Here is a 23,379-nt window from a genome sequence, read left to right as displayed (position 1 = left end):
AATATGCTAGACTGGCTGAAAAATATAAATAAAGAATATCCTGATTTTTGGAAGGACTACTTAACTAAATTCGAAACCAAACCCAACCGATTTGTTGTTTTATCGACAGAAACATCTGGGCTTAATCCGAATAAGGATGTTATTTTATCCTTAGGTGCATTTTCAGTTGTTGAAGATAGTATTGTTATTAAGGATAATTTTGAATGTGTATTACTTCAATACAAATTTTTGCAGGACAATGGTCTTTCTAATGAATTTATCATTGAAAGCAAAATGGCGAAAATGCAGGAACCTGAAGCTTTGGCCGCTTTTATAAATTTCCTTGGAAATGCAATTTTAGTTGGACATCATATTAACTTTGATATCGAAATGATCAATTCGGCGTTGGAGCGTTTAGATTGTGGCCGCTTAAAAAATGAAGCGCTTGATGTTGACATGATGTACCGAAAACTTACAGATATAAACGACAAACAATTTTCGCTTGACGATTTATGCGAAATTTATAAGATTCCAAAAAGCGACAGAAATTCTTCAGCTGAAGATGCTTATAAAATTGCGCTGTTGTTTTTGAAACTGAAATCTAGATTGGGAATTAAGTAAATCTCTAAATCGAAACTTGCGAAGATTTCTCGTTCCTCGAAATGACGAACTTTGTGATGAAGACTTTATAAACAACATAATAAAAAATGCCTCTTAAAATTTAAGAGGCATTTTTATTTTCAATAGAAAAAATCCTTAGATTTTTCCTTGTGTAATTTCATCTACAATTTCAGGATTTAATAATGTTGAAGTATCTCCAAAATTAGAAAAATCTCCTTCCGCTATTTTACGCAAAATTCTACGCATAATTTTTCCAGAGCGTGTTTTTGGCAAACCTGAAACGAATTGTATTTTATCCAATTTTGCAATTGGTCCAATGTGGTCTGAAATGTATTGATTAATCTCTTTTGTTAAATTCTCTTTATTTCTGTCTTCACCAGTTTCTTTAAGAATTACATAACCGTACAATGCATTTCCTTTTATATCATGAGGGAATCCAACAATTGCAGATTCTGCAACAGCCGGATGCTCATTGATAGCATCTTCAATTGGCGCTGTTCCTAAATTATGTCCTGAAACAATTACAACATCATCAACTCGACCAGTAATTCTGTAATAACCAACTTCATCTCTTAATGCACCGTCACCCGTAAAATATTTTCCTGGGAAAGCTGAGAAATACGTTTCTTTATAACGATCATGATTTCCCCAAATTGTTCTGGCAATTCCAGGCCAAGGAAATTTGATACATAAACTACCTACAACCTGATTTCCTTCAATTTCATTACGTTTTTCATCCATCAAAACTGGCTGAATTCCAGGTAATGGCAAAGTAGCATAAGTTGGTTTTGTTGGCGTAACGAAAGCAATTGGCGAAATCATAATTCCACCTGTTTCTGTTTGCCACCAAGTATCAACCACTGGACATCTCTTATCTCCAACGTGGTCATTAAACCAGTGCCAAGCTTCTTCGTTAATTGGCTCTCCAACAGACCCAATAACTTTAAGTGATTTTAGAGGATATTTTTGAATATAATCTAAACTTTCTTTTGCCAATGAACGAATTGCGGTTGGCGCTGTATAAAATTGTGTGATTTTATGTTTTTCGATAATATCCCAAAAACGGCTAAAGTCCGGATAAGATGGAACTCCTTCAAAAATTACAGTTGTTCCTCCATTCAATAATGGTCCGTATAATATGTAAGAGTGACCTGTAATCCAACCAATATCTGCAGTACACCAGAAAATATCATTTTCTTCATGACTGAAAACATTCTTAAATGTATAGGCAGTATAAACCATATATCCGGCTGTAGTATGAACCATTCCTTTTGGTTTTCCGGTAGATCCAGAAGTATAAAGAATAAACAAAGGATCTTCAGCGTCCATAATTTCAGCAACACTGTTATCCATAGCTGCATCTAAAAGTGGCTGCAACCAGATATCACGACCATCTTTCATTTTCACTGAAGTATTAGTTCTTTTTGCAACCAATACTTTTTCTACTGAAGGGCAAGTTTCAAGTGCTTCATCAACAATTCCTTTAAGATCAATTGTTTTGTTTCCTCTATAACCTCCATCGGAAGTAATAACCATTTTACATTCGCAGTCATTTATCCTTGCAGAAACTGCAGAAGCAGAAAATCCTGCAAAAACTACAGAATGGATCGCTCCAATTCTGGCACAAGCCAAAACAGCAACTGCCAGTTCCGGAATCATTGGTAAATAAATACAAACTCGATCGCCTTTGCGAACTCCTTGCTCACGCAAAACATTCGCCATTTTTGAAACTCTTTCGTATAATTCGTTATACGTTATATGTAAAGCATCTTCAGAAGGATCGTTCGGTTCAAAGATAATAGCCGTTTTTTCGCCTCTTTTGCTTAAATGTCTGTCTATACAGTTTTTTGTGATATTAACTTTAGCTTCTGTAAACCATTTTACTTCGGCGTCGGCCATATTAAAATCAACAACTTTTTCCCATTGTTGGTACCATGTAAAATTTTCTTCTGCAATTTTACCCCAAAATTTTCTTGGTTCCCTGATTGACTTATTGTAATGTTTAAAATATTGTTCTAAATTTTCAATTTTATAATAACTCATTGTTTCTTGGAATTTTTTTATAAATGTATTAAATCTCAGTGTATTCTTAAAATTATTTAATTCATAAATTTTGGCAAATAAAAACACATATTAAAAAAAAATTCTTCTTTTAATGCGTTTAATATAAAAAAACATTTTTTTACCTCAAAAAGCTTATTACAAAAAAGGCGTGGAAAAAATTTACCACGCCTTTTTATTTTTAACAATTTCAATAACAATTAATATTGTAATTCTCCATTACCTACTTCATTTATTTTGAAAATAGAAGCATCTTTATTAATTAAAATAGAAATTTCAACAAATATATCCATTACTGAACATATCCCAATTTTCGGGATTACCTTCACTTAACTAAAACTCACTCAAGTTAAGTGAATGCAATTATGCATCTAATCTCATTTTCTTAATAAGTGCTTACTAATTCAAAATATTACATAAAACAGAGATACAGTGCAAATCCCATCACAGTCGAATGTGTGGTAATTCCCAATTTATTATCCAATTTTTTTCATTGCAGTCATAGACTCTCTCAACCAAGCTCCTACTTCTTCGATAGGATGTTGACGAATTTCTTTATTAACAGCAATTAGTACAGCATTATCTACTCCGTTTGAAGTTGAGAATGGTTTACCAATAATATTAGTTTCTACTTTTTTCATGAACTCAGTCAATAATGGCTTACATGCATGATCAAATAAATAACATCCGTATTCAGCAGTATCAGAAATTACACGGTTCATTTCGAACAATTTCTTTCTTGCGATTGTGTTTGCGATTAATGGTAATTCGTGCAATGACTCATAATAAGCTGATTCTTCGATGATTCCAGCTTCTGTCATAGTTTCAAAAGCCAATTCAACACCAGCTTTTACCATTGCAATCATTAATACTCCATTGTCAAAATATTCTTGTTCTGAGATTGGAGCTTCTTGTGGAGCTGTTTTTTCGAAGTTAGTTTCTCCTGTAGCAGCTCTCCATTTCAATAAGTTAACATCATCATTTGCCCAGTCAATCATCATAGTTCTTGAGAATTCTCCAGAAATGATATCGTCTTGGTGTTTTTGGAATAACGGACGCATAATGTCTTTTAATTCTTCTGCCAATTCGTAAGCTTCGATTTTAGAAGGATTATTCAAACGATCCATCATATTTGTAATACCACCATGTTTCAAAGCTTCAGTGATAGTTTCCCATCCGTACTGAATTAATTTTGAAGCATATGCAGCATCAATTCCTTTTTCAACCATTTTATCAAAACATAAAATAGATCCAGTTTGCAATAATCCGCAAAGAATTGTTTGCTCACCCATTAAATCTGATTTTACTTCTGCAACGAACGATGATCTTAAAACTCCTGCTCTATGTCCTCCAGTTCCTACAGCGTAAGCTTTCGCCTGATCTAATCCAAATCCGTTTGGATCATTTTCAGGGTGAACAGCGATTAAAGTTGGTACACCAAATCCTCTTTTGTATTCTTCACGAACCTCAGATCCAGGACATTTTGGAGCACACATAATTACAGTGATATCTTTACGAATTTGCATTCCTTCTTCAACAATGTTGAATCCGTGAGAATATGCTAAAGTCGATCCTTGTTTCATTAATGGCATAATTGCAGTAACTACAGCAGTGTGTTGTTTGTCCGGAGTTAAGTTACAAACCAAATCAGCAGTTGGAATTAATTCTTCGTAAGTTCCTACTGTAAAACCATTTTCAGTTGCATTTTTATATGAAGCTCTTTTTTCAGCAATTGCATCTGCGCGCAATGCATAAGAAATATCTAAACCAGAATCTCTCATGTTTAAACCTTGATTCAAACCTTGTGCACCACAGCCCACAATTACAACTTTTTTCCCTGCCAATGCAGCAATTCCGTCTGCAAATTCAGACTGCTCCATAAATTCACAAACTCCTAATTGTTCTAATTGTAATCTAAGTGGTAATGTATTGAAATAATTTGCCATTTTTGTTTTAATATTTAATGAAATGAAATTTATAATTGATTAATATATAGCTAAAATTGTATTACTTGAATGTTTCTAATAATGAAGAAATCTCCATCTTTTCTTTAGAAACTGAAATTCTTCCCGAACGTACAAACTGCATAATTCCGTATGGTTTGAACTTTGCGTATAAGTCTTCAATTTCAGAACGTCTTCCTGATTTTGAAATCACGAAGAAATCACGAGAAACCGTTACAATTGTAGACTGGCTTTCTTTAATGATATTCTGAATTTGTTTTTCGTCAAATAACAAACTTGAAGCGATTTTGAACAATGCATTTTCAAGATAAATTGTTTCTTCATCTGTATGATAAAATGCTTTTATAACTTCAATTTGTTTCTCAATCTGCCCAACAATATTCTGAACCCATTTTTCTGTAGTATTCACTACAATGATGAATCTTGAAACATTCTCTATTTCTGATTCAGAAACATTTAGACTTAATATATTAATGTGACGCTTTAAGAATATTCCCGATATTCTGTTCAACAAACCCACGTTATTTTCTGAGTATACCGATATGGTAAATGTTTTATCTTCCATTTTGTTTTTAGTTTTATTTGTTTCAGGTTTAAAGTTTCAAGTTTTGCTTAACTTGGAACATGAAACCTGAAACTTGAAACCTTTTTCTTAGCTTAATCTAATTTCTGAAACACATGCTCCTGTCGGAATCATTGGAAAAACGTTGTTTTCCTTTTCTACCATGACTTCTAAGAAGTATGAATCTTTAGAAGCCAGCATTTCTGCAACAGCTTCATCTAAATCATCACGTTGCGTTACTTTTTTAGATTTAATATGGTATCCTTCAGCAATGGCAACAAAGTTTGGATTAATCATTTTTGTTGATGCATATCGGTTGTCAAAGAACAATTCCTGCCATTGACGTACCATTCCTAAAAATTCATTATTTAAAATAACAATCTTAACCGGAACCTGAGTTTGGAAAATTGTACCCAATTCCTGAATTGTCATTTGGAAACCTCCATCACCAATAATCGCTACAACTTCACGCTCTGGTTTTCCCATTTTAGCTCCAATTGCAGCTGGAAGTGCAAATCCCATTGTTCCTAATCCTCCAGAAGTAATATTACTTTTTGTTGAATTAAATTTTGCATATCGACAAGCAAACATTTGGTGCTGACCAACATCTGAAACGATAATTGCATCACCTTTTGAATGTTTATTGATCATTTCAATAGTTTCTCCCATTGAAATTCCTTTTCCATTCGTTGGGTTTAATTCTTCTTTTATAACCGAATTAAATTCTACTTCTTGTAAAGCTTTAAATTCATTGTGCCATAAATCGTGAGATTTTGCATCTAACAATGGTAATAAAGCAGCCAAAGATTCTTTAACATCACCTAAAACAGCAACTTCAGTTTTAACGTTTTTATCAATTTCAGCTGGATCAATTTCGAAGTGAATTACTTTTGCTTGTTTTGCATAAGTAGCTAATTTCCCGGTAACACGGTCATCAAAACGCATTCCGAAGGCAATTAAAACATCACATTCATTAGTTAACAAGTTTGGCGCATAGTTTCCGTGCATTCCTAACATTCCAACATTCAATGGATGATCTGTTGGCAAAGCTGAAAGACCTAAAATTGTCCATGCTGCCGGAATACCTGATTTTTCTACTACCGCTTTGAATTCTGCTTCGGCTTGACCTAAAATAATTCCCTGACCAAAAACGATAAACGGTTTTTTAGCGCTATTGATTAAAGCAGCAGCTTCAGCAACTTTATCTAATTTTAATTTCGGAACCGGAACATAACTTCTGATTCCTGTACATTTTTCATAACTGTAATCAAAAAAGTCAAATTGCGCATTTTTAGTTATATCGATCAAAACTGGACCCGGACGGCCTGAGCGTGCGATATAAAACGCTTTTGCAATTATTTCCGGAATCTGAGAAGCTTCAGTAATCTGAAAATTCCATTTTGTAACCGGAGTCGAAATTCCGATAATATCCGTTTCCTGAAATGCATCAGAACCTAATAAATGCCTACCAACTTGGCCTGTAATACAAACCATTGGAGTTGAATCTATTTGCGCATCTGCAATTCCGGTAACTAAATTTGTAGCACCCGGCCCAGAAGTAGCAATTGCAACACCCACTTTTCCAGTAGCTCTCGCATAACCTTGAGCTGCGTGTGTCGCACCTTGTTCATGACGAACTAAAACGTGATGCAACTGATCTTGGAATTTATATAATTCATCGTAAACTGGCATGATTGCTCCTCCCGGATAACCATAAACCAAGTCTACACCTTCTTCTAACAAACATCTTATAACGGCTTCTGCCCCTGATATTTTCATAGTATATTATTTTTCAAAAATCAATTTCAATTTTCAATTGATCCTTGATATTATTGTTTTTTAATTAATTATCGGTAACGCAACCTGTAGAAGCGCTTGACACCGATCTTGCGTATTTAAGTAAAACTCCTTTGTTTACTTTTAAAGGAGGCTGAACCCAAGCCACTTTACGAGCAGCGAATTCTTCGTCAGATATCTTCAGGTCGATTGTATTTTTCACCGCATCGATGGCAATTATATCTCCATCTTTTACTAGTGCAATACCACCGCCGTCATATGCTTCTGGTGTAACGTGTCCTACCACGAAACCGTGTGAACCTCCGGAGAATCTACCGTCTGTGATTAGTGCACAGGTGCTACCTAATCCGGCTCCAATAATTGCAGATGTAGGTTTTAGCATTTCAGGCATTCCCGGACCACCTTTTGGTCCACAACCTCTAATGACGACTACATTTCCTGGTTTAATTTTTCCGGCTTGAAGACCTGGAATTACCTCAAATTCACCTTCGAATACTACAGCTGGCCCTTCGAAATATTCTCCTTCTTTTCCACTGATTTTTGCTACAGCACCTTCAGAAGCAAGATTTCCGTATAAAACCTGAATATTTCCTGTTGGTTTTAATGCTTTTTGAATTTCGTGAATTACTTCTTGTCCGTCTTGTAAATCCGGAGTTGAAGCTAAATTCTCAGCAACTGTTTTTCCTGTTACAGTCAAACAATCTCCGTGAATCAATCCAACTTTCAATAGATATTTCATTACTCCCGGAATACCTCCAACTTCATGAATATCTTCCATCATGTATTTACCACTTGGTTTCATGTCAGCAAGAACTGGTGTTCTGTCATTAATTGCCTGAAAATCATCCAAAGTAATTGTGATACCAACAGAGTGCGCCATTGCGATTAAGTGCATAACTGCATTTGTAGAACCTCCCAAAACTGCTACGATTGTAATAGCATTTTCGAAAGCTTTACGAGTCATAATATCTCTTGGCTTAATATCTTTTTCTAATAAAATTTTAATTGCAGCTCCTGCAGCAAGACATTCGTCTCTTTTTTCCTGACTTAAAGCAGGATTAGAAGAGCTGTATGGCATACTCATTCCTAATGCTTCAATTGCAGAAGACATTGTATTTGCTGTATACATACCACCACAAGCTCCAGCTCCTGGGCAAGCATTTTGAATAACTCCTTTAAAATCTTCCGGAGTAATTTCTCCTTTTACTTTTTTTCCTAAAGCTTCAAAAGCAGAAACAATGTTCAAAGATTCACCCTTCCATTTTCCAGAGTGAATTGAACCTCCATAAACCATCATCGATGGGCGATTTAATCTTCCCATTGCGATTAACGCTCCAGGCATATTTTTATCACAGCCAGGAATCGCAATAATACTATCATACCATTGTGCTCCTGCAACTGTTTCAATAGAATCTGCAATTACATCACGAGAAACTAAAGAATAGCGCATTCCTTCTGTTCCGTTTGAAATTCCATCACTAACACCAATGGTATTAAAAATAAGTCCGACCAGATCTGCATCCCAAACACCTTTTTTAACATCTTTTGCTAAATCATTCAAGTGCATGTTGCAAGTGTTACCATCGTAACCCATGCTCACAATTCCAACTTGTGCTTTTTTTAGATCTTCTTCAGTTAAACCAATACCGTATAACATCGCTTGCGCTGCAGGCTGTGTCTGATCTTGAGTGATGGTTTTGCTGTACTTATTTAATTCCATTATGTATTATTTTATTTTAATTTTTATTCAAAAAAAAACCTTCCAGTACTTGGAAGGTTTATAATATAGTTTTTCAATTATATTTATAACATTCCCGACGCAGATGTGCTAATCACATTGACAACAACGACAGAAGAAATAATAATAACTGAGATTTGCATCTTTTCTATTTTTTAGTGAGACAAAAGTATAAAAACTTTAATGACTAAAAAAATAAAATCTCAACATTTTAAAGACTTCTTGTTATTTCTTCTACGTTTTAACAAAAAATATTAAACAATTGTCGATTGTCCAATACTTACATTATCATTATTAAAATAAAGCAGATCATCTTTACTGAAAATAAAATTAGAAACAAACTCCCCTACTTCATTTGTACCGAATTTTGAATCTGGTTTTAAATCGACTGTAACTACTTTAAATTCTATTGCTTTTTCTACCGCTTTATAAACTACATGAGCTTCTTTAGTTAATCCAAAATGCTCTAATAAAAGTGCCGCTGCCAAAATTGAAGCAATCGGATTTGCAATATTTTTTCCTTTTGCTTGTGGATATGAACCATGAATTGGCTCGAACAAAGCATTTTTTTCTCCTAAAGATACCGATGGTAATAAACCAATTGAACCAGTAATTACACTAGCTTCATCAGATAAAATATCTCCAAACAAGTTCTCAGTTAAAATCACATCAAATTGTTTCGGATTTAAAATCAACTGCATTGCTGCATTATCAACAAATAAGAAATCTAAAGCAACATCTGAATAGTCTTCGCTCACTTTCTGAACAACTTTTCTCCATAATCTTGAGGTTTCTAAAACATTTGCTTTATCAACCAATGTTAGCTTTTTACGTCTTTTTTGCGCCGATTTAAAAGCTAAATGTGCAATTCTAGTGATTTCTTCTTCTGAATATTCACATAAATCTGAAGCGTGTGTCCCTTCTTCATTCAGTGTTTTTGCTCCAAAATATGCACCGCCAGTTAATTCTCTAAAAATTGTAAAATCGGCTCCTTCAATAATTTCTCTTTTTAAAGGAGAAGACTCTATTAACGCTTTATAAGGTTTAATTGGACGAATATTTGCAAACAAACCAAGCTCTTTTCGCAGTTTTAATAATCCCTGCTCCGGACGAACTTTTGCATTTGGATTATTGTCATATTTTGGATCACCAATAGCACCAAGCAAAACTGCATCTGTATTTAAACAAAGATTTAGCGTTTGTTCCGGGAGTGGATTTCCTGTTTTGTCAATGGCAACAGCACCCATAAGTGCCTCTTCAAAAACAAATTCATGGTTATACACTTCGCCAATGGCATACAATGCTTTTTTGGCCTGTAAAATTACTTCTGGTCCAATACCATCTCCTGGTAAAACTGCTATTTTCAAATTCATAACGTCTCGTTCTTTATGATTTAAATCTTTATTTTTTTTCTCTTTCTTCTTTGTTCTATTTTCCTTCTTCTAATGAACTAGCTTCTGATTAGTTCTCCCTGAATTTTTGAAGCTTCGATAATCTGATGAATATCAGCATCAACAACTTCTTTTTTAATATCAGCGAATTTCAAAAACTCAACATATACAATATCCAATTGTACTTTTGTAAGCTCATAACCAACTTTTTTTGCTCGGTACGCCAAAGCAGCTCTTCCGCTTCTTGCTGTCAAAATAATTGATGATTCATTCACACCAACATCAAGCGGATCCATGATTTCGTATGTCGCTCTGTTTTTGATTACACCATCTTGGTGAATTCCAGAACTGTGTGCAAAAGCATTTGCTCCTACAATCGCTTTATTTGGCTGAACAATCATTCCCATACTTTCAGAAACCAAACGGCTCATTTCGTTCAATTCTCTAGTATTGATATTTGTATCTAGATTTAAGTACGGATGTTGTTTGAAAATCATTACTACTTCTTCAAGTGCAGTGTTTCCAGCTCTTTCTCCAATACCGTTAATTGTACATTCAATTTGTCTTGCTCCATTTATAGCTCCTGCAATTGAATTTGCGGTTGCCATTCCTAAATCATTATGACAATGACATGAAAGGATTACGTTTTCGATTCCTTTTACGTTTTCTTTTAAATATTTAATTTTTGCTCCGTATTCTTCAGGAAGACAATATCCTGTTGTATCAGGAATATTTAAAACCGTAGCTCCGGATTTAATAACTTCTTCACAAACTTTTGCCAAGAAGGCATTATCAGTTCTTCCAGCATCTTCAGCGTAGAATTCAACGTCTTCTACATATGATTTTGCGTGAGCTACTGCATATTTTGCTCTTGCGATGATATCTTCAGGAGTAGTTTGTAGTTTATGGAGTATATGAGATTCAGATGTTCCGATTCCCGTGTGGATTCTAGGTCTTTTAGCATGTTTTAAAGCTGCTGCAGCAACATCAATGTCGTTTTTTACGGCTCTTGTCAATCCGCAGACGGTTGCATTTTCTACAATTTTACAAATCTCAGAGACCGATAAAAAATCGCCCGGACTTGACACAGGAAAACCTGCTTCGATAATATCAACTCCCATTTTGTCTAGTCGTTCTGCGATAACTAATTTTTGGTTAGTATCTAACTTACATCCTGGAACTTGTTCACCATCGCGCAAAGTGGTGTCAAAAATTTGAACTTTCTCTCTATTCATATTCATTAATTTAATGTAATTTCACATTGTGATAACAAATATATATTGTACTTATGCAGTACGAAATTCATTTTAACGAAATTATACTGTTCATAAAACAATTTATACCTAGTTAAATACTTTATAATCAATAAGTTATATTATTATTTTTTACAATGGCTAACCATCAAAAAGATTTCTTATTTGTTCTGATTAAATCCCTTTCCAAATCTGAAAAAAGACAATTTAAAATTTTTGCGAGTCGTTTAGAAACCAGTTCGAATACAAAATTTATCGAACTGTTTAATATTTTAGATAAATCTGAAACCTATGATGAAAAGCTAATTTTAAAAAGCGGAAGCATCAAAAAAGTACAGTTATCTAACTTAAAATCATACTTGTACAAACAAATCCTAGTAAGTATCCGTTTAAATATTCCGAGCCAGAATATTCGCTATCAGCTACGAGAGCAAATAGATTTTGCTGTTATTCTATATAACAAAGGATTGTACAGACAGAGTTTAAAAATCTTAGATAAAACAAAACAGCAGGCTTTAGAAAATGATGAAAAATATATGGCGTATGAGATTGTAGAATTCGAAAAACTGATCGAATCACAATATATTACCCGCAGTATTCAAGGTCGCGCCGATGAACTAGTAATTCAGGCAAAAGAACTAAATTACAGAAATACAATTTCAAGCAAACTATCAAATTTATCGCTTCAGTTATATGGAATCATGCTGAAAACGGGTTACGTAAAAAGCGATGAAGAATATAAATATATAGACGATTATTTCAACAGACATATTGCAAAACTAGACGAAAGTAAATTTGGCTTTCGCGAAAAATATTGGTTTTACAATGCCAATTTATGGCGTAGTTTCTTAGTTCAGGATTTCTTGGCGAGTTATAAATTTGCTTATAAATGGGTACAGCTCTTTTATGATAACCCAAATATGATTTATCTGAATCCGGTGTTTTTCTTAAAAGGAAATCACTATTTTCTTGAATCGCTTTATATGTTAAAGTATACTTCGAATTTCAAGAAATATTTGACGCTTTTAGAAGAAACAATCGCAGATCCGAGATTTCCGGTTAACGACAACATTGCATCACTATCATTTCTATACGTTTACAACAATAAGTTGAATCTTCATATTCTTGAAGGTACTTTTGATGAAAGTGAATATTTGATTCCAGAGATTTTAGAAAAACTGAAAATTCACAGTGAGCATCTTGACGAGCATCACGAAATGTTATTTTTCTATAAAATTGCTTCTATCTATTTTGGAAACGAAAAATACAATGAGTGTATTAATTATTTAGACAAAATCATAAACAACAAGAACTTAAGTATGCGCGAAGATTTAATGTGTTTTGCCCGACTTTTGTCATTGATAGCACATTATGAATTAGGAAAAGATTATTACTTAGAAAATCATCTTAAGAGCACATATAAATTCTTGATAAAAATGAACGACTTACATGAAGTTCAGAAAGAGATTATAAAATTCCTAAGAAACTTAAATAACTTTTATCCTGCTGATATTAAAAAGGAATTCAAAAAAATGCACGCTCGTTTCGTAGAACTTGAAAAGAATACTTACGAAAAAAGAGCTTTCCTTTATTTAGATATTATTTCTTGGCTTGAAAGTAAAATTGAAAATCGTAAGATTGCTGATATTATTAAGGAAAAGGCAAAATTGAATAGTAGATAATTTTAAATTCCAATATTTTAAATTTTAAATTCCAAATTCCAATAAGAAAAAAAGCGTAAAAGTTTTAACCTTTTACGCTTTTTTGTCATTTCGACCGAAGGGAGAAATCTCACTCGAAACTCTACAAAGATTGGCGCTTCTCTTTACGGAAATACTAGTGTGATTTCTCCCTTCGGTCGAAATGACATACTTTACGTGAAAAACAAAACCCGACAGGTTTTTAAAACCTGTCGGGTTTACTATATGCATACAATTCAAATCTTAATAAAAAATCCCTAATTCCAACAAAATTGGAATTTGGGATTTATATTTTGGAATTTTAAAACTTTTTATTCGACAATATTAGAAGTCGTAACATAGAAATCTTTATCAACTTCTACTTTTCTATCTTCTGTAGTAGTTTTTTCAGATTGCCATTCTGTCGTTGGTCTTAACCAAGTTTCAACACCGTTCAATTTTACTCTAACCGGCATGTCAAATTTAGCAACGCAATTTGTCCAATGATATCCAAAAGTTCCATTTTTGAACATATATTCAAAAACAGGAATTTGAGTTGTTGTTAAATACTGAGCGAAAACTCTGTTGAAATTAATTCCTGATTGCTCATTAATATAATCCTGAATTTGCTTTCCGGTAACAGTTTGATGATAGAAAGTCTTGTTCATACCTCTCAAAATCGATTTCCATTTTGCATCGTCATTAATTACTTGGCGAATCATGTGCAACATTGAAGCTCCTTTTGGATACATATCTCCGGATCCTTCGTTATTAACATCATAATGCCCGATAATTGGCGTGTCATTATGAATGTTTTTTCTACATCCGATAATGTATTCAGCAGCTGCATCTTTTCCATAATAATATTCTAAAAACAAACTTTCAGAATAATTAGTAAAGCTCTCATGCACCCACATATCAGCAATATCTTTATACGTGATATTGTTCGCGTACCATTCGTGACCAGATTCGTGAATAATGATAAAATCAAATTTTAATCCCCAGCCAGTTCCGCTCAAATCACGACCTAAATAACCATTTTTATATTCGTTTCCGTAGGTTACAGAACTTTGGTGTTCCATTCCTAAATACGGAACTTCTACTAATTTATAACTGTCTTCATAAAACGGATAAGGTCCAAACCAGTTTTCGAAGGCTTTAAGCATTTTTGGTGCATCTTTAAATTGTTCTTTGGCTTTGGCCAAATTATCTCTCAAAACATAATAATTACAATCTAAATCACCTTTTTCTCCTTTATAAACCTCAGAAAAATTAACGTAATCACCAATATTGATGTTCACTCCGTAATTATTAATAGGGTTCGAAACATACCAATTGAAGGTTTTAGTTCCGTCTTTTTCTTTCTTAACGCTTTGTAATCTTCCGTTCGAAACATCTGTCAAATCTCCAGGAACATTCACGCTGATCAACATATTTTCAACTTCATCATACATATGATCTTTGTTTGGCCACCAAACACTTGCACCTAATCCCTGACAAGATGTAGCAATAAAATCTTTTCCGTTTTTATCTTTTTTCCAAGAAAAACCTCCATCCCAAGGTGCTCTTACAGCTTCTTTTGGTTTTCCTCCAAATGAAATTAGAATTTCTTTTGTTTCTCCAACTTTTTGCTTTTCAGTCAACTGAATAAAAAATGCATTTCCGTCTCTTTCAAATTTCAGTTCTTTACCATTCTGCGTTACTTTGTAAATCTGCATTGGTTCCTGCAAATCAATTTGCATTTTGTTGTTCTCTGTCAAAACAGTATAACGAACTAAATTAGAACCCGAAATGCTTTTTTCAGAAGGATTAACCTTTACATTCAGATGATAATATTTTAAATCCCACCAGGCTCTTTCTTTTGTTATGCTTCCGCGTAAAGTATCCTGATGTGTAAAAACTGTTTCTCCTTTATTAAGAAGTCCTTGGGCATTGGCACTAAAACCAATTAAAAAAGCAACAAAAATGCTTCCGAAGTAATTTTTCATTAGTAAAACGGTATTATTTTGAAATCAATCTTCAACAAATGTAAACATTCAAATTAAACTTTCTAAAATTTTATGATTTCTAAATAAAAAAACAAACCTGATAAATCGCAGTAATTTATCAGGTTTTGTTTTTTGAATGAATTCAGAATCTATTCTGTAATATTAAAAACAGTTACATAAAAATTTCGATCAACAATTAAGTTTGTTTTGTCCGATTTTAAATCTTCTGTTTTCCAATCTGTTGTAGGTTTTAGCCACATTTCTTTTCCGTCGAAGTTTACTTTCAGAGGCAAATTAAAATTTTCAACACTGTTTATCCAATGATACGTCAGTTTTTGATCTTTAATATAATATTCGAAAGTAGGAACTTGAGGTGTTCTAAGATATTGATCAAAAATCGAACTCAAATTGATTCCTGACTGTGTACTTAAATAATCTTCAATTTCTTTTGTAGTTACTGTTTGATGATAAAAAGTACTATTTAATCCTCTTAATATTGATTTCCATTTAGCGTCATCATTGATTACCTGACGAATTGTGTGCAGCATATTTGCGCCTTTTGGATACATATCGCCAGAACCTTCTCTGTTTACATCATAACTCCCGATAATTGAACTTTTATTACGGATCATTTTTCTGATTCCTCTAATATATTCACTCGCAGCTTCTTTTCCATAATAATATTCAATAAAAACTGATTCCGAATATGTTGTAAAACTTTCATGAATCCACATGTCTGCGATATCTTTATAAGTGATATTATTAGCAAACCATTCGTGACCCGATTCGTGAATAATAATATAATCGTATTTTAATCCCCAACCAGTTCCACTTATATCATGTCCATTATGTCCGTTTTTAAAATTATTACCATACGTCACACTGCTCTGATGTTCCATTCCTAAATAAGGTGCTTCAACAAGTTTGTAACTATCTTCATAAAAAGGATAAGGACCAAACCAGCTTTCAAAAGCTTTCAACATTCTTGGGGCATCTTTAAATTGTTCTTTTGCAACAGCCAGATTATCTTTCAAAACATAATAACTGCAGTCTAAATCGCCTTTTTCTCCTTTAAACTTCTCAGAAAAGTTTACATAATCTCCAATATTAATGTTCACACCATAATTATTGATTGGATTTGCCACATACCAATTGAAGGTCTTTGTTCCGTCTTTTTCTTTCTTAACGCTTTGCAATCTTCCATTCGAAACATCAGTCAAATGTCCCGGAACATTCACGCTGATTAGCATATTTTCTACTTCATCGTACATATGATCCTTGCACGGCCACCAAACGCTTGCGCCAAGTCCCTGGCAAGATGAAGCGATAAAATCCTTTCCGTTTTTATCTTTATTCCATGTAATTCCTCCGTCCCATGGTGGTCTGATGGCTTCTTTTGGTTTTCCTCCAAATGAAATTACAATTTCTTTTGTTTCTCCCACTTTTTGCTTTTCAGTCAACCGAATAAAAAATGCGTTTCCGTCTCTTTCAAATTTCAATTCTTTTCCGTTCTGCGTTACTTTGTAAATTTGCATCGGCTCCTGCAAATCGATTTGCATTTTGTTATTCTCAGTCAAAACAGTATAACGTACAGTATTAAAACCTGTAATTGTTTTTTGTGAAGGATTTACTTTAATATCTAAATGATAATATTTTAAATCCCACCAAGCTCTTTCTTTTGTGATGCTTCCGCGTAAAGTATCCTGATGCGTAAAAATGTTTTCTGACTTAGCCAAAAGGCCTTGAGCATTGGCATTAAAACCAATTAAAGAAGCGACAAAAAGGCTTCCAAAGATTTTTTTCATTATATGGTAGTTTGGTGTAAATACGTTTTTCTTTGTTTTTAACAAATGTAACTATTCGAGTTAAATTTCTATTTTCTAATTCTGAAAATTAACATTCAACTTCAGATATTCTTGTTTATTTTAGCTTTTCTAATAACACTGACATTCTATGAAACTTCGTTGTCTTTTATATTTTATACTTTTAATTTGGTCAAGAACTATTTATTCGCAAACAGTTTCAATTTCTAAAACAGCCGAAAAAATAAATATCGACGGAGATTTATCTGATTGGAAAACACCTTTTTTAGGCCCGTTTGTAATTCATAATTCCGGAGAAAAAGCAAACCAAAATACATTTGTTTCACTTTCGTGGAATGATGAAAACCTGTATATCGCCTATCGTTCCAATGATTCAAAAATAATTGGAACCAATCAGAAAAAAGATTCCGGAATTTTCAACACAGATGATTTAGTCGAAATTTTTATTGATCCGGATGGTGATGGTCAAAATTATATTGAAATTGGAGTAAATGCATTTTCAACAAATTATGATATGCTGCTAAAATGTATTTCAGCTGATTGTGGCGGATGGAAAACTTCAATGGCATTTGACATTTTAGAAATGGAAGCAAAAAGCAAAATTACTTCAGAAGGTTTTTGCGCCGAAATTAAAATCCCTTTTTCAAGCTTGGAGAAAATCGAAAACGGCAATTTTAAAAAACCTGAATCGGGAACAAAATGGCGCGGTAATGCTTTTAGAATCGATTACGGTCAAACAACTGAATATTTAGCTTTACAATCATATAAGAGTGGAAAATTTGGTTTTCATCAGCCACAGGAATTTGCGACATTCGAATTTGTAGAATAATCTAATTCAAATGAGAACATCAGATATAAAAAAATCCCAAATTCCAAGTAAAGGAATTTGGGATTTTATCTCGAAATTTCGGGAGGAAATTAATTAGATTTATCTAATCAATTTTCTGTATTTCAAACGTTTTGGAGTTAAATCACCGCCAAGACGTTTCTTTTTATTTTCTTCATAATCAGAGAAACTTCCTTCGAAGAAATAAACTTCAGAATCTCCTTCAAAAGCTAGAATGTGCGTGCAAATTCTATCTAAGAACCATCTGTCGTGCGAAATAATAACTGCACAACCAGCAAAATTCTCCAAACCTTCTTCAAGTGCACGAAGTGTATTTACGTCAAGGTCATTCGTAGGCTCATCCAGTAAAAGCACGTTTCCTTCTTCTTTCAAAGTCATTGCTAAGTGTAAACGGTTACGCTCACCACCAGACAACATTGATACTTTTTTATTCTGCTCTCCACCACCAAAATTGAAACGAGATAAATAAGCTCTTGAGTTTACTTGCTTTCCGCCCATCATAATTAATTCCTGACCGTCTGCAAAATTTTCCCAAATCGATTTATTCGGATCAATATTAGAGTGCGACTGATCTACGTAAGCGATTTTTACCGTTTCTCCAACTGAGAATTCTCCGCTGTCCGTTGCTTGCTCTCCCATAATCATTTTGAAAATGGTCGATTTACCAGCACCGTTTGGTCCGATAATTCCAACAATTCCGGCTTGTGGCAACGTAAAGTTCAAATTATCATACAATAATTTTTCACCAAACGCTTTTGCAACGTTTTTAGCCTCAATTACATTTGTTCCTAAACGTGGACCGTTCGGAATATAGATTTCCAGATTTTCATCTAGTTGTTTCTGATCTTCATTTAATAATTTGTCGTAGTTCTGTAAACGTGCTTTTTGTTTTGTCTGACGACCTTTAGCACCTTGGCGAACCCACTCCAACTCACGCTCTAACGTTTTTCTACGTTTAGAAGCTACTTTTTCTTCTTGAGCCATACGGTTTGATTTTTGATCTAACCAAGAAGAATAATTCCCTTTCCATGGAATACCTTCTCCTCTATCTAATTCAAGAATCCATCCTGCAACGTTATCCAAGAAATAACGGTCGTGTGTTACCGCAATTACAGTTCCTGAATATTGCGCTAAATGCTGCTCTAACCAAAGAACTGACTCAGCATCAAGGTGGTTGGTTGGCTCATCCAGAAGCAATACATCAGGCTGTTGCAATAATAAACGACATAAAGCTACACGACGACGCTCACCTCCAGAAAGGTTTTTAATTGGTGTATCACCTTCCGGTGTACGCAATGCATCCATTGCGATTTCTAACTTAGTATCGATTTCCCAAGCACCAAGCGCATCAATTTTATCTTGCAATGCTGCCTGACGGTCCATCAATTTATCCATTTTATCTGGATCTGAATAATTTTCTTCAAGACCAAATAAATCATTAATTTGATTGTATTCTTCTAAAACTGCCATAGTTTCTGCAGCGCCTTCGCGAACAATTTCGATAACTGTTTTAGAATCATCAAGAATTGGTTCTTGCTCTAAATAACCTACAGTATAACCTGGCTGAAAAACAACATCACCTTGGTAGTTTTTATCTACTCCGGCAATAATTTTTAAAAGAGAAGATTTTCCCGAACCGTTAAGTCCCAAAATACCAATTTTAGCTCCGTAAAAGAAACTCAAATAAATATTCTTAAGTACCGGTTTGTCTGCTCCCTGATAGGTTTTACTCAATTTTTGCATTGAGAAAATTACTTTCTTATCGTCTGACATTTTCTTTATTATTTATTTTTATTATTGTTTTTAATTTTTCTTATAAAACAGATTAAACCCTTCCTTTCAGCGCATTGAAAACCCAGGCATTAGCAAAAAAACCAACTCCAACAGCAGCAAATCCCCAGCCCGAAACATCACTGTATCTAAAGATTCCAAGACCTATAAGCAACAATCCCATAAGTATCATTATAAAAGTAGCCCATCCTAAAACGGTATTTTTATTCATTCCCATAATTGTGTAATTATTTTTTAATCTGATTAATTTTTAGAAAGGCAAATATCGTGAATTATTACGGCTTAATTAAATATTTTATAAAGCATTTCTTTTAGCAAATCGGATTGCGGTAGTGCATTTGCTCCAACTCCTTTACTTTTAACATCAATATCCCTTAAAGCACCAACAATCTGACTCACTTTTCGCATTGGGTAATTCTTTACAGCCAAATCATATTCCTTTAAAAAATAAGGATTTACACCAATAGCAGAAGCAACATTCTTTGGATTTTTATCTTTTAATCCGTGATATTTTAAAAGCTGAACAAAGAATCCAAATACTAATCCGGTAGTCATTACCAATGGATATTCTTTAGGATTATGTGCAAAGTTTTCTGCAATTTTATACGCTTTTAATTGATTGCGTTCACCAATTGCTTTTCGTAATTCGAAAACATTATAATCTTTACTGAAACCAATATTTTCTTCGATATGTTCCGCCGTAATCATCGTGCCTTGTGGCAAAATAATCTGCAGTTTTTCAAGCTCATTATTGATTTTGCTTAAATCAGTTCCAAGGAACTCGACAAGCATAGCATTTGCCTTTGGGTCAATTGTATATTTTTTTCCGGCTAAAACACGTTTTATCCAATCGCCAACTTGATTTTCATAAAGTTTTTTACTTTCGTAAACCAAACCGTTTTGAGCCAATACTTTAGTTACTTTCTTACGTTTGTCAAGTGTTTTGTATTTATAACAAAAAACCAGCACCGTAGTTTCCATTGGATTATTGGCATACGCTTCTAATTTATCAATGTTTCTGGACAAATCCTGAGCTTCTTTTACAATAACAACCTGACGTTCAGCCATCATAGGATAGCGCTTGGCCGTTGACACAATATCTTCTACAGAAACGTCTCTTCCATACAAAACCGTTTGATTGAAACCTTTCTCTTCTTCCGCAAGAACATTTTGCTCAATATACTCCGATAATTTATCTATATAATAAGGTTCTTCTCCCATCAAAAAATAAATTGGCCTTATATTTCCCGCCTTGATATCATTAACAATCTTTACAACTTCGTCCATTTAAAATTTGTTTCAAGTTTAAAGTTTCAAGTTGGTTTGAAACCTAAAACTATTTTATATTTTTGCTTTATGCAGCAATTAAATTTTCCAACCTATAGTTTTCGATTCAAAAATAGCGAAAATAAAGTGTCAATTTTTGATGAAATCAGAAAAAAATTTATCATTCTTACCCCAGAAGAATGGGTTCGACAGCATGTTGTTCATTATTTATTGAAGGAAAAAAAATATCCCAAATCGTTAATCAATGTTGAGAAAGTTTTAAAAGTCAACGGATTACGAAAAAGATATGATGTTGTTGTTTTTAATTCTGATGGCTCTATACACATATTAGTAGAATGCAAAGCTCCTGAGGTAAAAATCTCTCAGGCAACTTTTGATCAAATTGCACGTTATAATATGACAATGCAGGCACGGTTTTTGAATGTCACAAACGGGCTAAACCATTTTTATTGTCAAATGGATTTTGAAAACGAAAAATATCAGTTTTTGAGAAATCTGCCAGACTATAAAGAAAACCATTAAAATAAAATAATTTAAGAGCTTTTGGATAAAATAGCAGTTGTCATTTTAAATTGGAACGGAGTAAAATTGCTGGAGCAGTTTTTACCATCTGTTATTCAGTTTTCAGAAGGAGCAACAATATATGTTGCCGACAATGATTCTACAGATAATTCGGTTGAGTTTGTTCAACAAAATTTTCCTACAGTTAAGATTGTAAAAAATACTGGCAATTACGGCTTTGCAAAAGGTTATAATGATGCTTTGAAACATATTGATGCAGAAATTTATGCCTTAGTAAATTCGGATATTGAAGTAACCGAAAATTGGTTAAAACCAATACTTGAAACTTTCGATTCTGAAAAACAAACCGCAATTATTCAGCCTAAAATTCTTGATTTTAAAAACAAGGAATATTTCGAATATGCCGGAGGAGCCGGTGGTTTCATTGATAAATATGGCTTCCCATTTTGTCGTGGACGCATTTTTGATACAATTGAAAAAGATAATGGACAATACAATGATAATTGTGAGTTATTCTGGGCTTCCGGAGCTTGTTTCTTTATCCGAAAAGAAGTTTATGATGAATTAGGAGGATTCGACGAAAGTTTCTTTGCTCATCAGGAAGAAATTGATTTATGCTGGCGTGCCGCAAATGAAGGCCATATTATAAAGTATAATTCTAAATCGGTTGTTTATCATGTTGGAGGCGCAACTTTGCAACAAGGAAACCCAAGAAAGACATTTTTGAATTTCCGAAACTCATTGCTGATGCTCGTCAAAAATTTACCAACGAAAGGTTTATTCTTTGTGATTTTTTTCAGAATGGTTTTAGATGGGATTGCCGGTATCCGTTTTCTTACACAAGGCAAATTCAGTCATACTTTTGCTATATTGAAGGCACATTTATCTTTTTATTGCCTATCTTTAAAGTATCTAAAAAAGCGAAAAGATTTTCAAATACAGCAATACTATACCGTAAAAAGTATCGTTTATCTGTATTACATAAAGAAATTACTGGTTTTTAAAGAAATCTTTAACAGTAATCAAAATATTAAAAACTAAATTTGTAATCAACGTTTAATTAAATATAATACCTATGAGAAAAATAGTTATCGCACTATCAGTATTAATGGCCTTAACTTCGTGTGTATCGAAGAAGCAATATGCAGCACTTGAAGCTAAGAACAAAGAGACCCAAGATTTATTAAACTCTTGCACTGTAAAATTGAATTCTTGCTTAGAAGAGAAAGCTGGTCTTGCTGCAACAGCAGAAAGCTACAAACAACATAATCAAGACTTGATCAACAGTTCAAAAGATTTAACGGTTTTAACTACTAAAGGAGCTGAAAACCTAGAAAAATCTCTAGAAAGCTTAAAAGAGAAAGATTTAAAAATCTCAAGACTTCAAGATGCTCTTACGAAAAAAGACAGTGTAACTTTAGCTTTAGTTACAAGTTTAAAAGGAGCTGTTGGAATCAACGATCCAGATATCGAAATCAATGTTGAAAAAGGAGTTGTATTTATTTCTATCGCTGATAAATTGTTATTCAAAAGCGGAAGTTATGAAGTTAGCGACAAAGCAAAATCTGTGTTAGCTAAAGTTGCAAAAGTTGTAAACGACAAACCTGATTTTGAATGTATGGTTGAAGGTCATACTGATGATGTTCCTTACAAAAGCAACGGAATTATCTTAGACAACTGGGATTTAAGTGTTAAACGTTCTACTTCTATCGTTCGTGTATTAACAAATGATCTTGGAGTGAACCCAGCAAAATTAATTGCAGCTGGAAGAAGCTCTTATGTGCCTTTAGTTGCTAATGACAGCGCTGAAAACAAAGCTCGTAACAGAAGAACTCGTATTGTGGTTATGCCAAAAATCGATCAATTCTACGATATGATTGAAAAAGAAATGAAAAAACAAGCTAAATAATCCTTGTTTTACATATCATAAAAACAGAAAAAGCAGGTCTTACGACCTGCTTTTATGTATCCTTAATTTTTTTAATAACCAATTAAATATAAATCAAGAATAGCATTATTTTTAATCAACTAACTAAATTTTAACTATTATAAAATTAGCGATAATTTTTAAACTTT

General features: G+C 33.4%; 18 protein-coding genes. 6 read left to right on the top strand and 12 right to left on the bottom strand.

Features of this window, described 5'->3' with window-relative positions; all coding sequences use genetic code 11:
* Positions 1–3: 3 nt before the first annotated feature.
* Positions 4–600 (top strand): 3'-5' exonuclease, encoded by a 597-nt coding sequence (locus tag BD847_RS04895; RefSeq protein WP_115887129.1) that lies wholly within the window; start codon positions 4–6, stop codon positions 598–600.
* Between the two features lie 135 nt (positions 601–735).
* Here the strand turns inward: BD847_RS04895 and acs are convergent, their stop codons facing one another.
* The 7 genes from acs to BD847_RS04860 form a co-directional block, all read right to left on the bottom strand.
* Positions 736–2,643, bottom strand: a complete 1,908-nt coding sequence (gene acs / locus BD847_RS04890) for an acetate--CoA ligase (RefSeq protein ID WP_115887357.1) — start codon at positions 2,641–2,643, stop codon at positions 736–738.
* 494 nt (positions 2,644–3,137) lie between these two features.
* Positions 3,138–4,607, bottom strand: a complete 1,470-nt coding sequence (ilvC, locus tag BD847_RS04885) for a ketol-acid reductoisomerase (RefSeq protein WP_115887128.1) — start codon at positions 4,605–4,607, stop codon at positions 3,138–3,140.
* Between the two features lie 61 nt (positions 4,608–4,668).
* The gene (gene ilvN, locus BD847_RS04880; protein WP_115887127.1) at positions 4,669–5,190 is read right to left on the bottom strand and encodes an acetolactate synthase small subunit; all 522 of its coding nucleotides are present in this window, start codon (positions 5,188–5,190) and stop codon (positions 4,669–4,671) included.
* A gap of 87 nt (positions 5,191–5,277) precedes the next feature.
* The gene (gene ilvB, locus BD847_RS04875) at positions 5,278–6,966 is read right to left on the bottom strand and encodes a biosynthetic-type acetolactate synthase large subunit (protein ID WP_115887126.1); all 1,689 of its coding nucleotides are present in this window, start codon (positions 6,964–6,966) and stop codon (positions 5,278–5,280) included.
* Positions 6,967–7,030: 64 nt separating this feature from the next.
* Positions 7,031–8,704 (bottom strand): dihydroxy-acid dehydratase, encoded by a 1,674-nt coding sequence (ilvD, locus tag BD847_RS04870; RefSeq protein ID WP_115887125.1) that lies wholly within the window; start codon positions 8,702–8,704, stop codon positions 7,031–7,033.
* A 272-nt stretch (positions 8,705–8,976) separates the two neighbouring features.
* Positions 8,977–10,095: a 3-isopropylmalate dehydrogenase gene (gene leuB / locus BD847_RS04865; RefSeq protein ID WP_115887124.1), complete on the bottom strand. Its 1,119-nt coding sequence runs from the start codon at positions 10,093–10,095 to the stop codon at positions 8,977–8,979.
* Positions 10,096–10,172: 77 nt separating this feature from the next.
* Entirely contained in the window at positions 10,173–11,348 is a 1,176-nt protein-coding gene (locus tag BD847_RS04860) for a 2-isopropylmalate synthase (protein WP_115887356.1), read from the bottom strand.
* Positions 11,349–11,503: 155 nt separating this feature from the next.
* On the opposite strand from BD847_RS04860, the gene BD847_RS04855 reads away from it, so the two are divergent.
* On the top strand, positions 11,504–13,048 hold the full coding sequence (locus BD847_RS04855) for a hypothetical protein (protein WP_115887123.1): 1,545 nt from the start codon (positions 11,504–11,506) through the stop codon (positions 13,046–13,048).
* Positions 13,049–13,377: 329 nt separating this feature from the next.
* On the opposite strand, the gene BD847_RS04850 is transcribed toward BD847_RS04855, so the two are convergent.
* Both BD847_RS04850 and BD847_RS04845 read right to left on the bottom strand, forming a co-directional pair.
* On the bottom strand, positions 13,378–15,033 hold the full coding sequence (locus BD847_RS04850) for a M1 family metallopeptidase (RefSeq protein ID WP_115887122.1): 1,656 nt from the start codon (positions 15,031–15,033) through the stop codon (positions 13,378–13,380).
* A 149-nt stretch (positions 15,034–15,182) separates the two neighbouring features.
* A complete protein-coding gene (locus tag BD847_RS04845) occupies positions 15,183–16,838 on the bottom strand; it encodes a M1 family metallopeptidase (protein ID WP_115887121.1) in 1,656 nt (551 codons plus the stop codon).
* Positions 16,839–16,986: 148 nt separating this feature from the next.
* Here BD847_RS04845 and BD847_RS04840 point away from each other — a divergent pair, with 148 nt between their 5' ends.
* Positions 16,987–17,685: a carbohydrate-binding family 9-like protein gene (locus BD847_RS04840; protein WP_115887120.1), complete on the top strand. Its 699-nt coding sequence runs from the start codon at positions 16,987–16,989 to the stop codon at positions 17,683–17,685.
* Positions 17,686–17,784: 99 nt separating this feature from the next.
* On the opposite strand, the gene ettA is transcribed toward BD847_RS04840, so the two are convergent.
* The 3 genes from ettA to holA all read right to left on the bottom strand — a co-directional run bounded on the left by ettA (position 17,785) and on the right by holA (position 20,781).
* Positions 17,785–19,476 (bottom strand): energy-dependent translational throttle protein EttA, encoded by a 1,692-nt coding sequence (ettA, locus tag BD847_RS04835; RefSeq protein ID WP_111291005.1) that lies wholly within the window; start codon positions 19,474–19,476, stop codon positions 17,785–17,787.
* 52 nt (positions 19,477–19,528) lie between these two features.
* Positions 19,529–19,711 (bottom strand): CAL67264 family membrane protein, encoded by a 183-nt coding sequence (locus BD847_RS04830; RefSeq protein ID WP_115887119.1) that lies wholly within the window; start codon positions 19,709–19,711, stop codon positions 19,529–19,531.
* 65 nt (positions 19,712–19,776) lie between these two features.
* Positions 19,777–20,781, bottom strand: a complete 1,005-nt coding sequence (gene holA, locus BD847_RS04825; protein WP_115887118.1) for a DNA polymerase III subunit delta — start codon at positions 20,779–20,781, stop codon at positions 19,777–19,779.
* 69 nt (positions 20,782–20,850) lie between these two features.
* Here holA and BD847_RS04820 point away from each other — a divergent pair, with 69 nt between their 5' ends.
* Genes BD847_RS04820 through BD847_RS04810 form a run of 3 tightly spaced genes read left to right on the top strand, consistent with a single transcriptional unit; the run spans position 20,851 to position 23,212 of the window.
* Positions 20,851–21,303: a type I restriction enzyme HsdR N-terminal domain-containing protein gene (locus BD847_RS04820; protein WP_115887117.1), complete on the top strand. Its 453-nt coding sequence runs from the start codon at positions 20,851–20,853 to the stop codon at positions 21,301–21,303.
* Between the two features lie 21 nt (positions 21,304–21,324).
* Positions 21,325–22,344, top strand: a complete 1,020-nt coding sequence (locus BD847_RS04815; RefSeq protein ID WP_115887116.1) for a glycosyltransferase family 2 protein — start codon at positions 21,325–21,327, stop codon at positions 22,342–22,344.
* Between the two features lie 34 nt (positions 22,345–22,378).
* Positions 22,379–23,212 (top strand): OmpA/MotB family protein, encoded by an 834-nt coding sequence (locus BD847_RS04810; protein ID WP_115887115.1) that lies wholly within the window; start codon positions 22,379–22,381, stop codon positions 23,210–23,212.
* Positions 23,213–23,379 lie beyond the last annotated feature (167 nt).

It is taken from the genome of Flavobacterium cutihirudinis, from assembly GCF_003385895.1.
Lineage (GTDB): Bacteria > Bacteroidota > Bacteroidia > Flavobacteriales > Flavobacteriaceae > Flavobacterium > Flavobacterium cutihirudinis.
Note: the sequence above shows the minus strand (reverse complement) of the source record. Positions and strands in the feature narration are given on the sequence as shown.

Excerpts from the sequence above, each read along its gene's own strand:
- BD847_RS04895 (WP_115887129.1), top strand. The coding sequence starts at position 4 with ATGCTAGACTGGCTGAAAAATATAAATAAAGAATATCCTGATTTTTGG.
- acs (WP_115887357.1), bottom strand. The coding sequence starts at position 2,643 with ATGAGTTATTATAAAATTGAAAATTTAGAACAATATTTTAAACATTAC.
- ilvC (WP_115887128.1), bottom strand. The coding sequence starts at position 4,607 with ATGGCAAATTATTTCAATACATTACCACTTAGATTACAATTAGAACAA.
- ilvN (WP_115887127.1), bottom strand. The coding sequence starts at position 5,190 with ATGGAAGATAAAACATTTACCATATCGGTATACTCAGAAAATAACGTG.
- ilvB (WP_115887126.1), bottom strand. The coding sequence starts at position 6,966 with ATGAAAATATCAGGGGCAGAAGCCGTTATAAGATGTTTGTTAGAAGAA.
- ilvD (WP_115887125.1), bottom strand. The coding sequence starts at position 8,704 with ATGGAATTAAATAAGTACAGCAAAACCATCACTCAAGATCAGACACAG.
- leuB (WP_115887124.1), bottom strand. The coding sequence starts at position 10,095 with ATGAATTTGAAAATAGCAGTTTTACCAGGAGATGGTATTGGACCAGAA.
- BD847_RS04860 (WP_115887356.1), bottom strand. The coding sequence starts at position 11,348 with ATGAATAGAGAGAAAGTTCAAATTTTTGACACCACTTTGCGCGATGGT.
- BD847_RS04855 (WP_115887123.1), top strand. The coding sequence starts at position 11,504 with ATGGCTAACCATCAAAAAGATTTCTTATTTGTTCTGATTAAATCCCTT.
- BD847_RS04850 (WP_115887122.1), bottom strand. The coding sequence starts at position 15,033 with ATGAAAAATTACTTCGGAAGCATTTTTGTTGCTTTTTTAATTGGTTTT.
- BD847_RS04845 (WP_115887121.1), bottom strand. The coding sequence starts at position 16,838 with ATGAAAAAAATCTTTGGAAGCCTTTTTGTCGCTTCTTTAATTGGTTTT.
- BD847_RS04840 (WP_115887120.1), top strand. The coding sequence starts at position 16,987 with ATGAAACTTCGTTGTCTTTTATATTTTATACTTTTAATTTGGTCAAGA.
- ettA (WP_111291005.1), bottom strand. The coding sequence starts at position 19,476 with ATGTCAGACGATAAGAAAGTAATTTTCTCAATGCAAAAATTGAGTAAA.
- BD847_RS04830 (WP_115887119.1), bottom strand. The coding sequence starts at position 19,711 with ATGGGAATGAATAAAAATACCGTTTTAGGATGGGCTACTTTTATAATG.
- holA (WP_115887118.1), bottom strand. The coding sequence starts at position 20,781 with ATGGACGAAGTTGTAAAGATTGTTAATGATATCAAGGCGGGAAATATA.
- BD847_RS04820 (WP_115887117.1), top strand. The coding sequence starts at position 20,851 with ATGCAGCAATTAAATTTTCCAACCTATAGTTTTCGATTCAAAAATAGC.
- BD847_RS04810 (WP_115887115.1), top strand. The coding sequence starts at position 22,379 with ATGAGAAAAATAGTTATCGCACTATCAGTATTAATGGCCTTAACTTCG.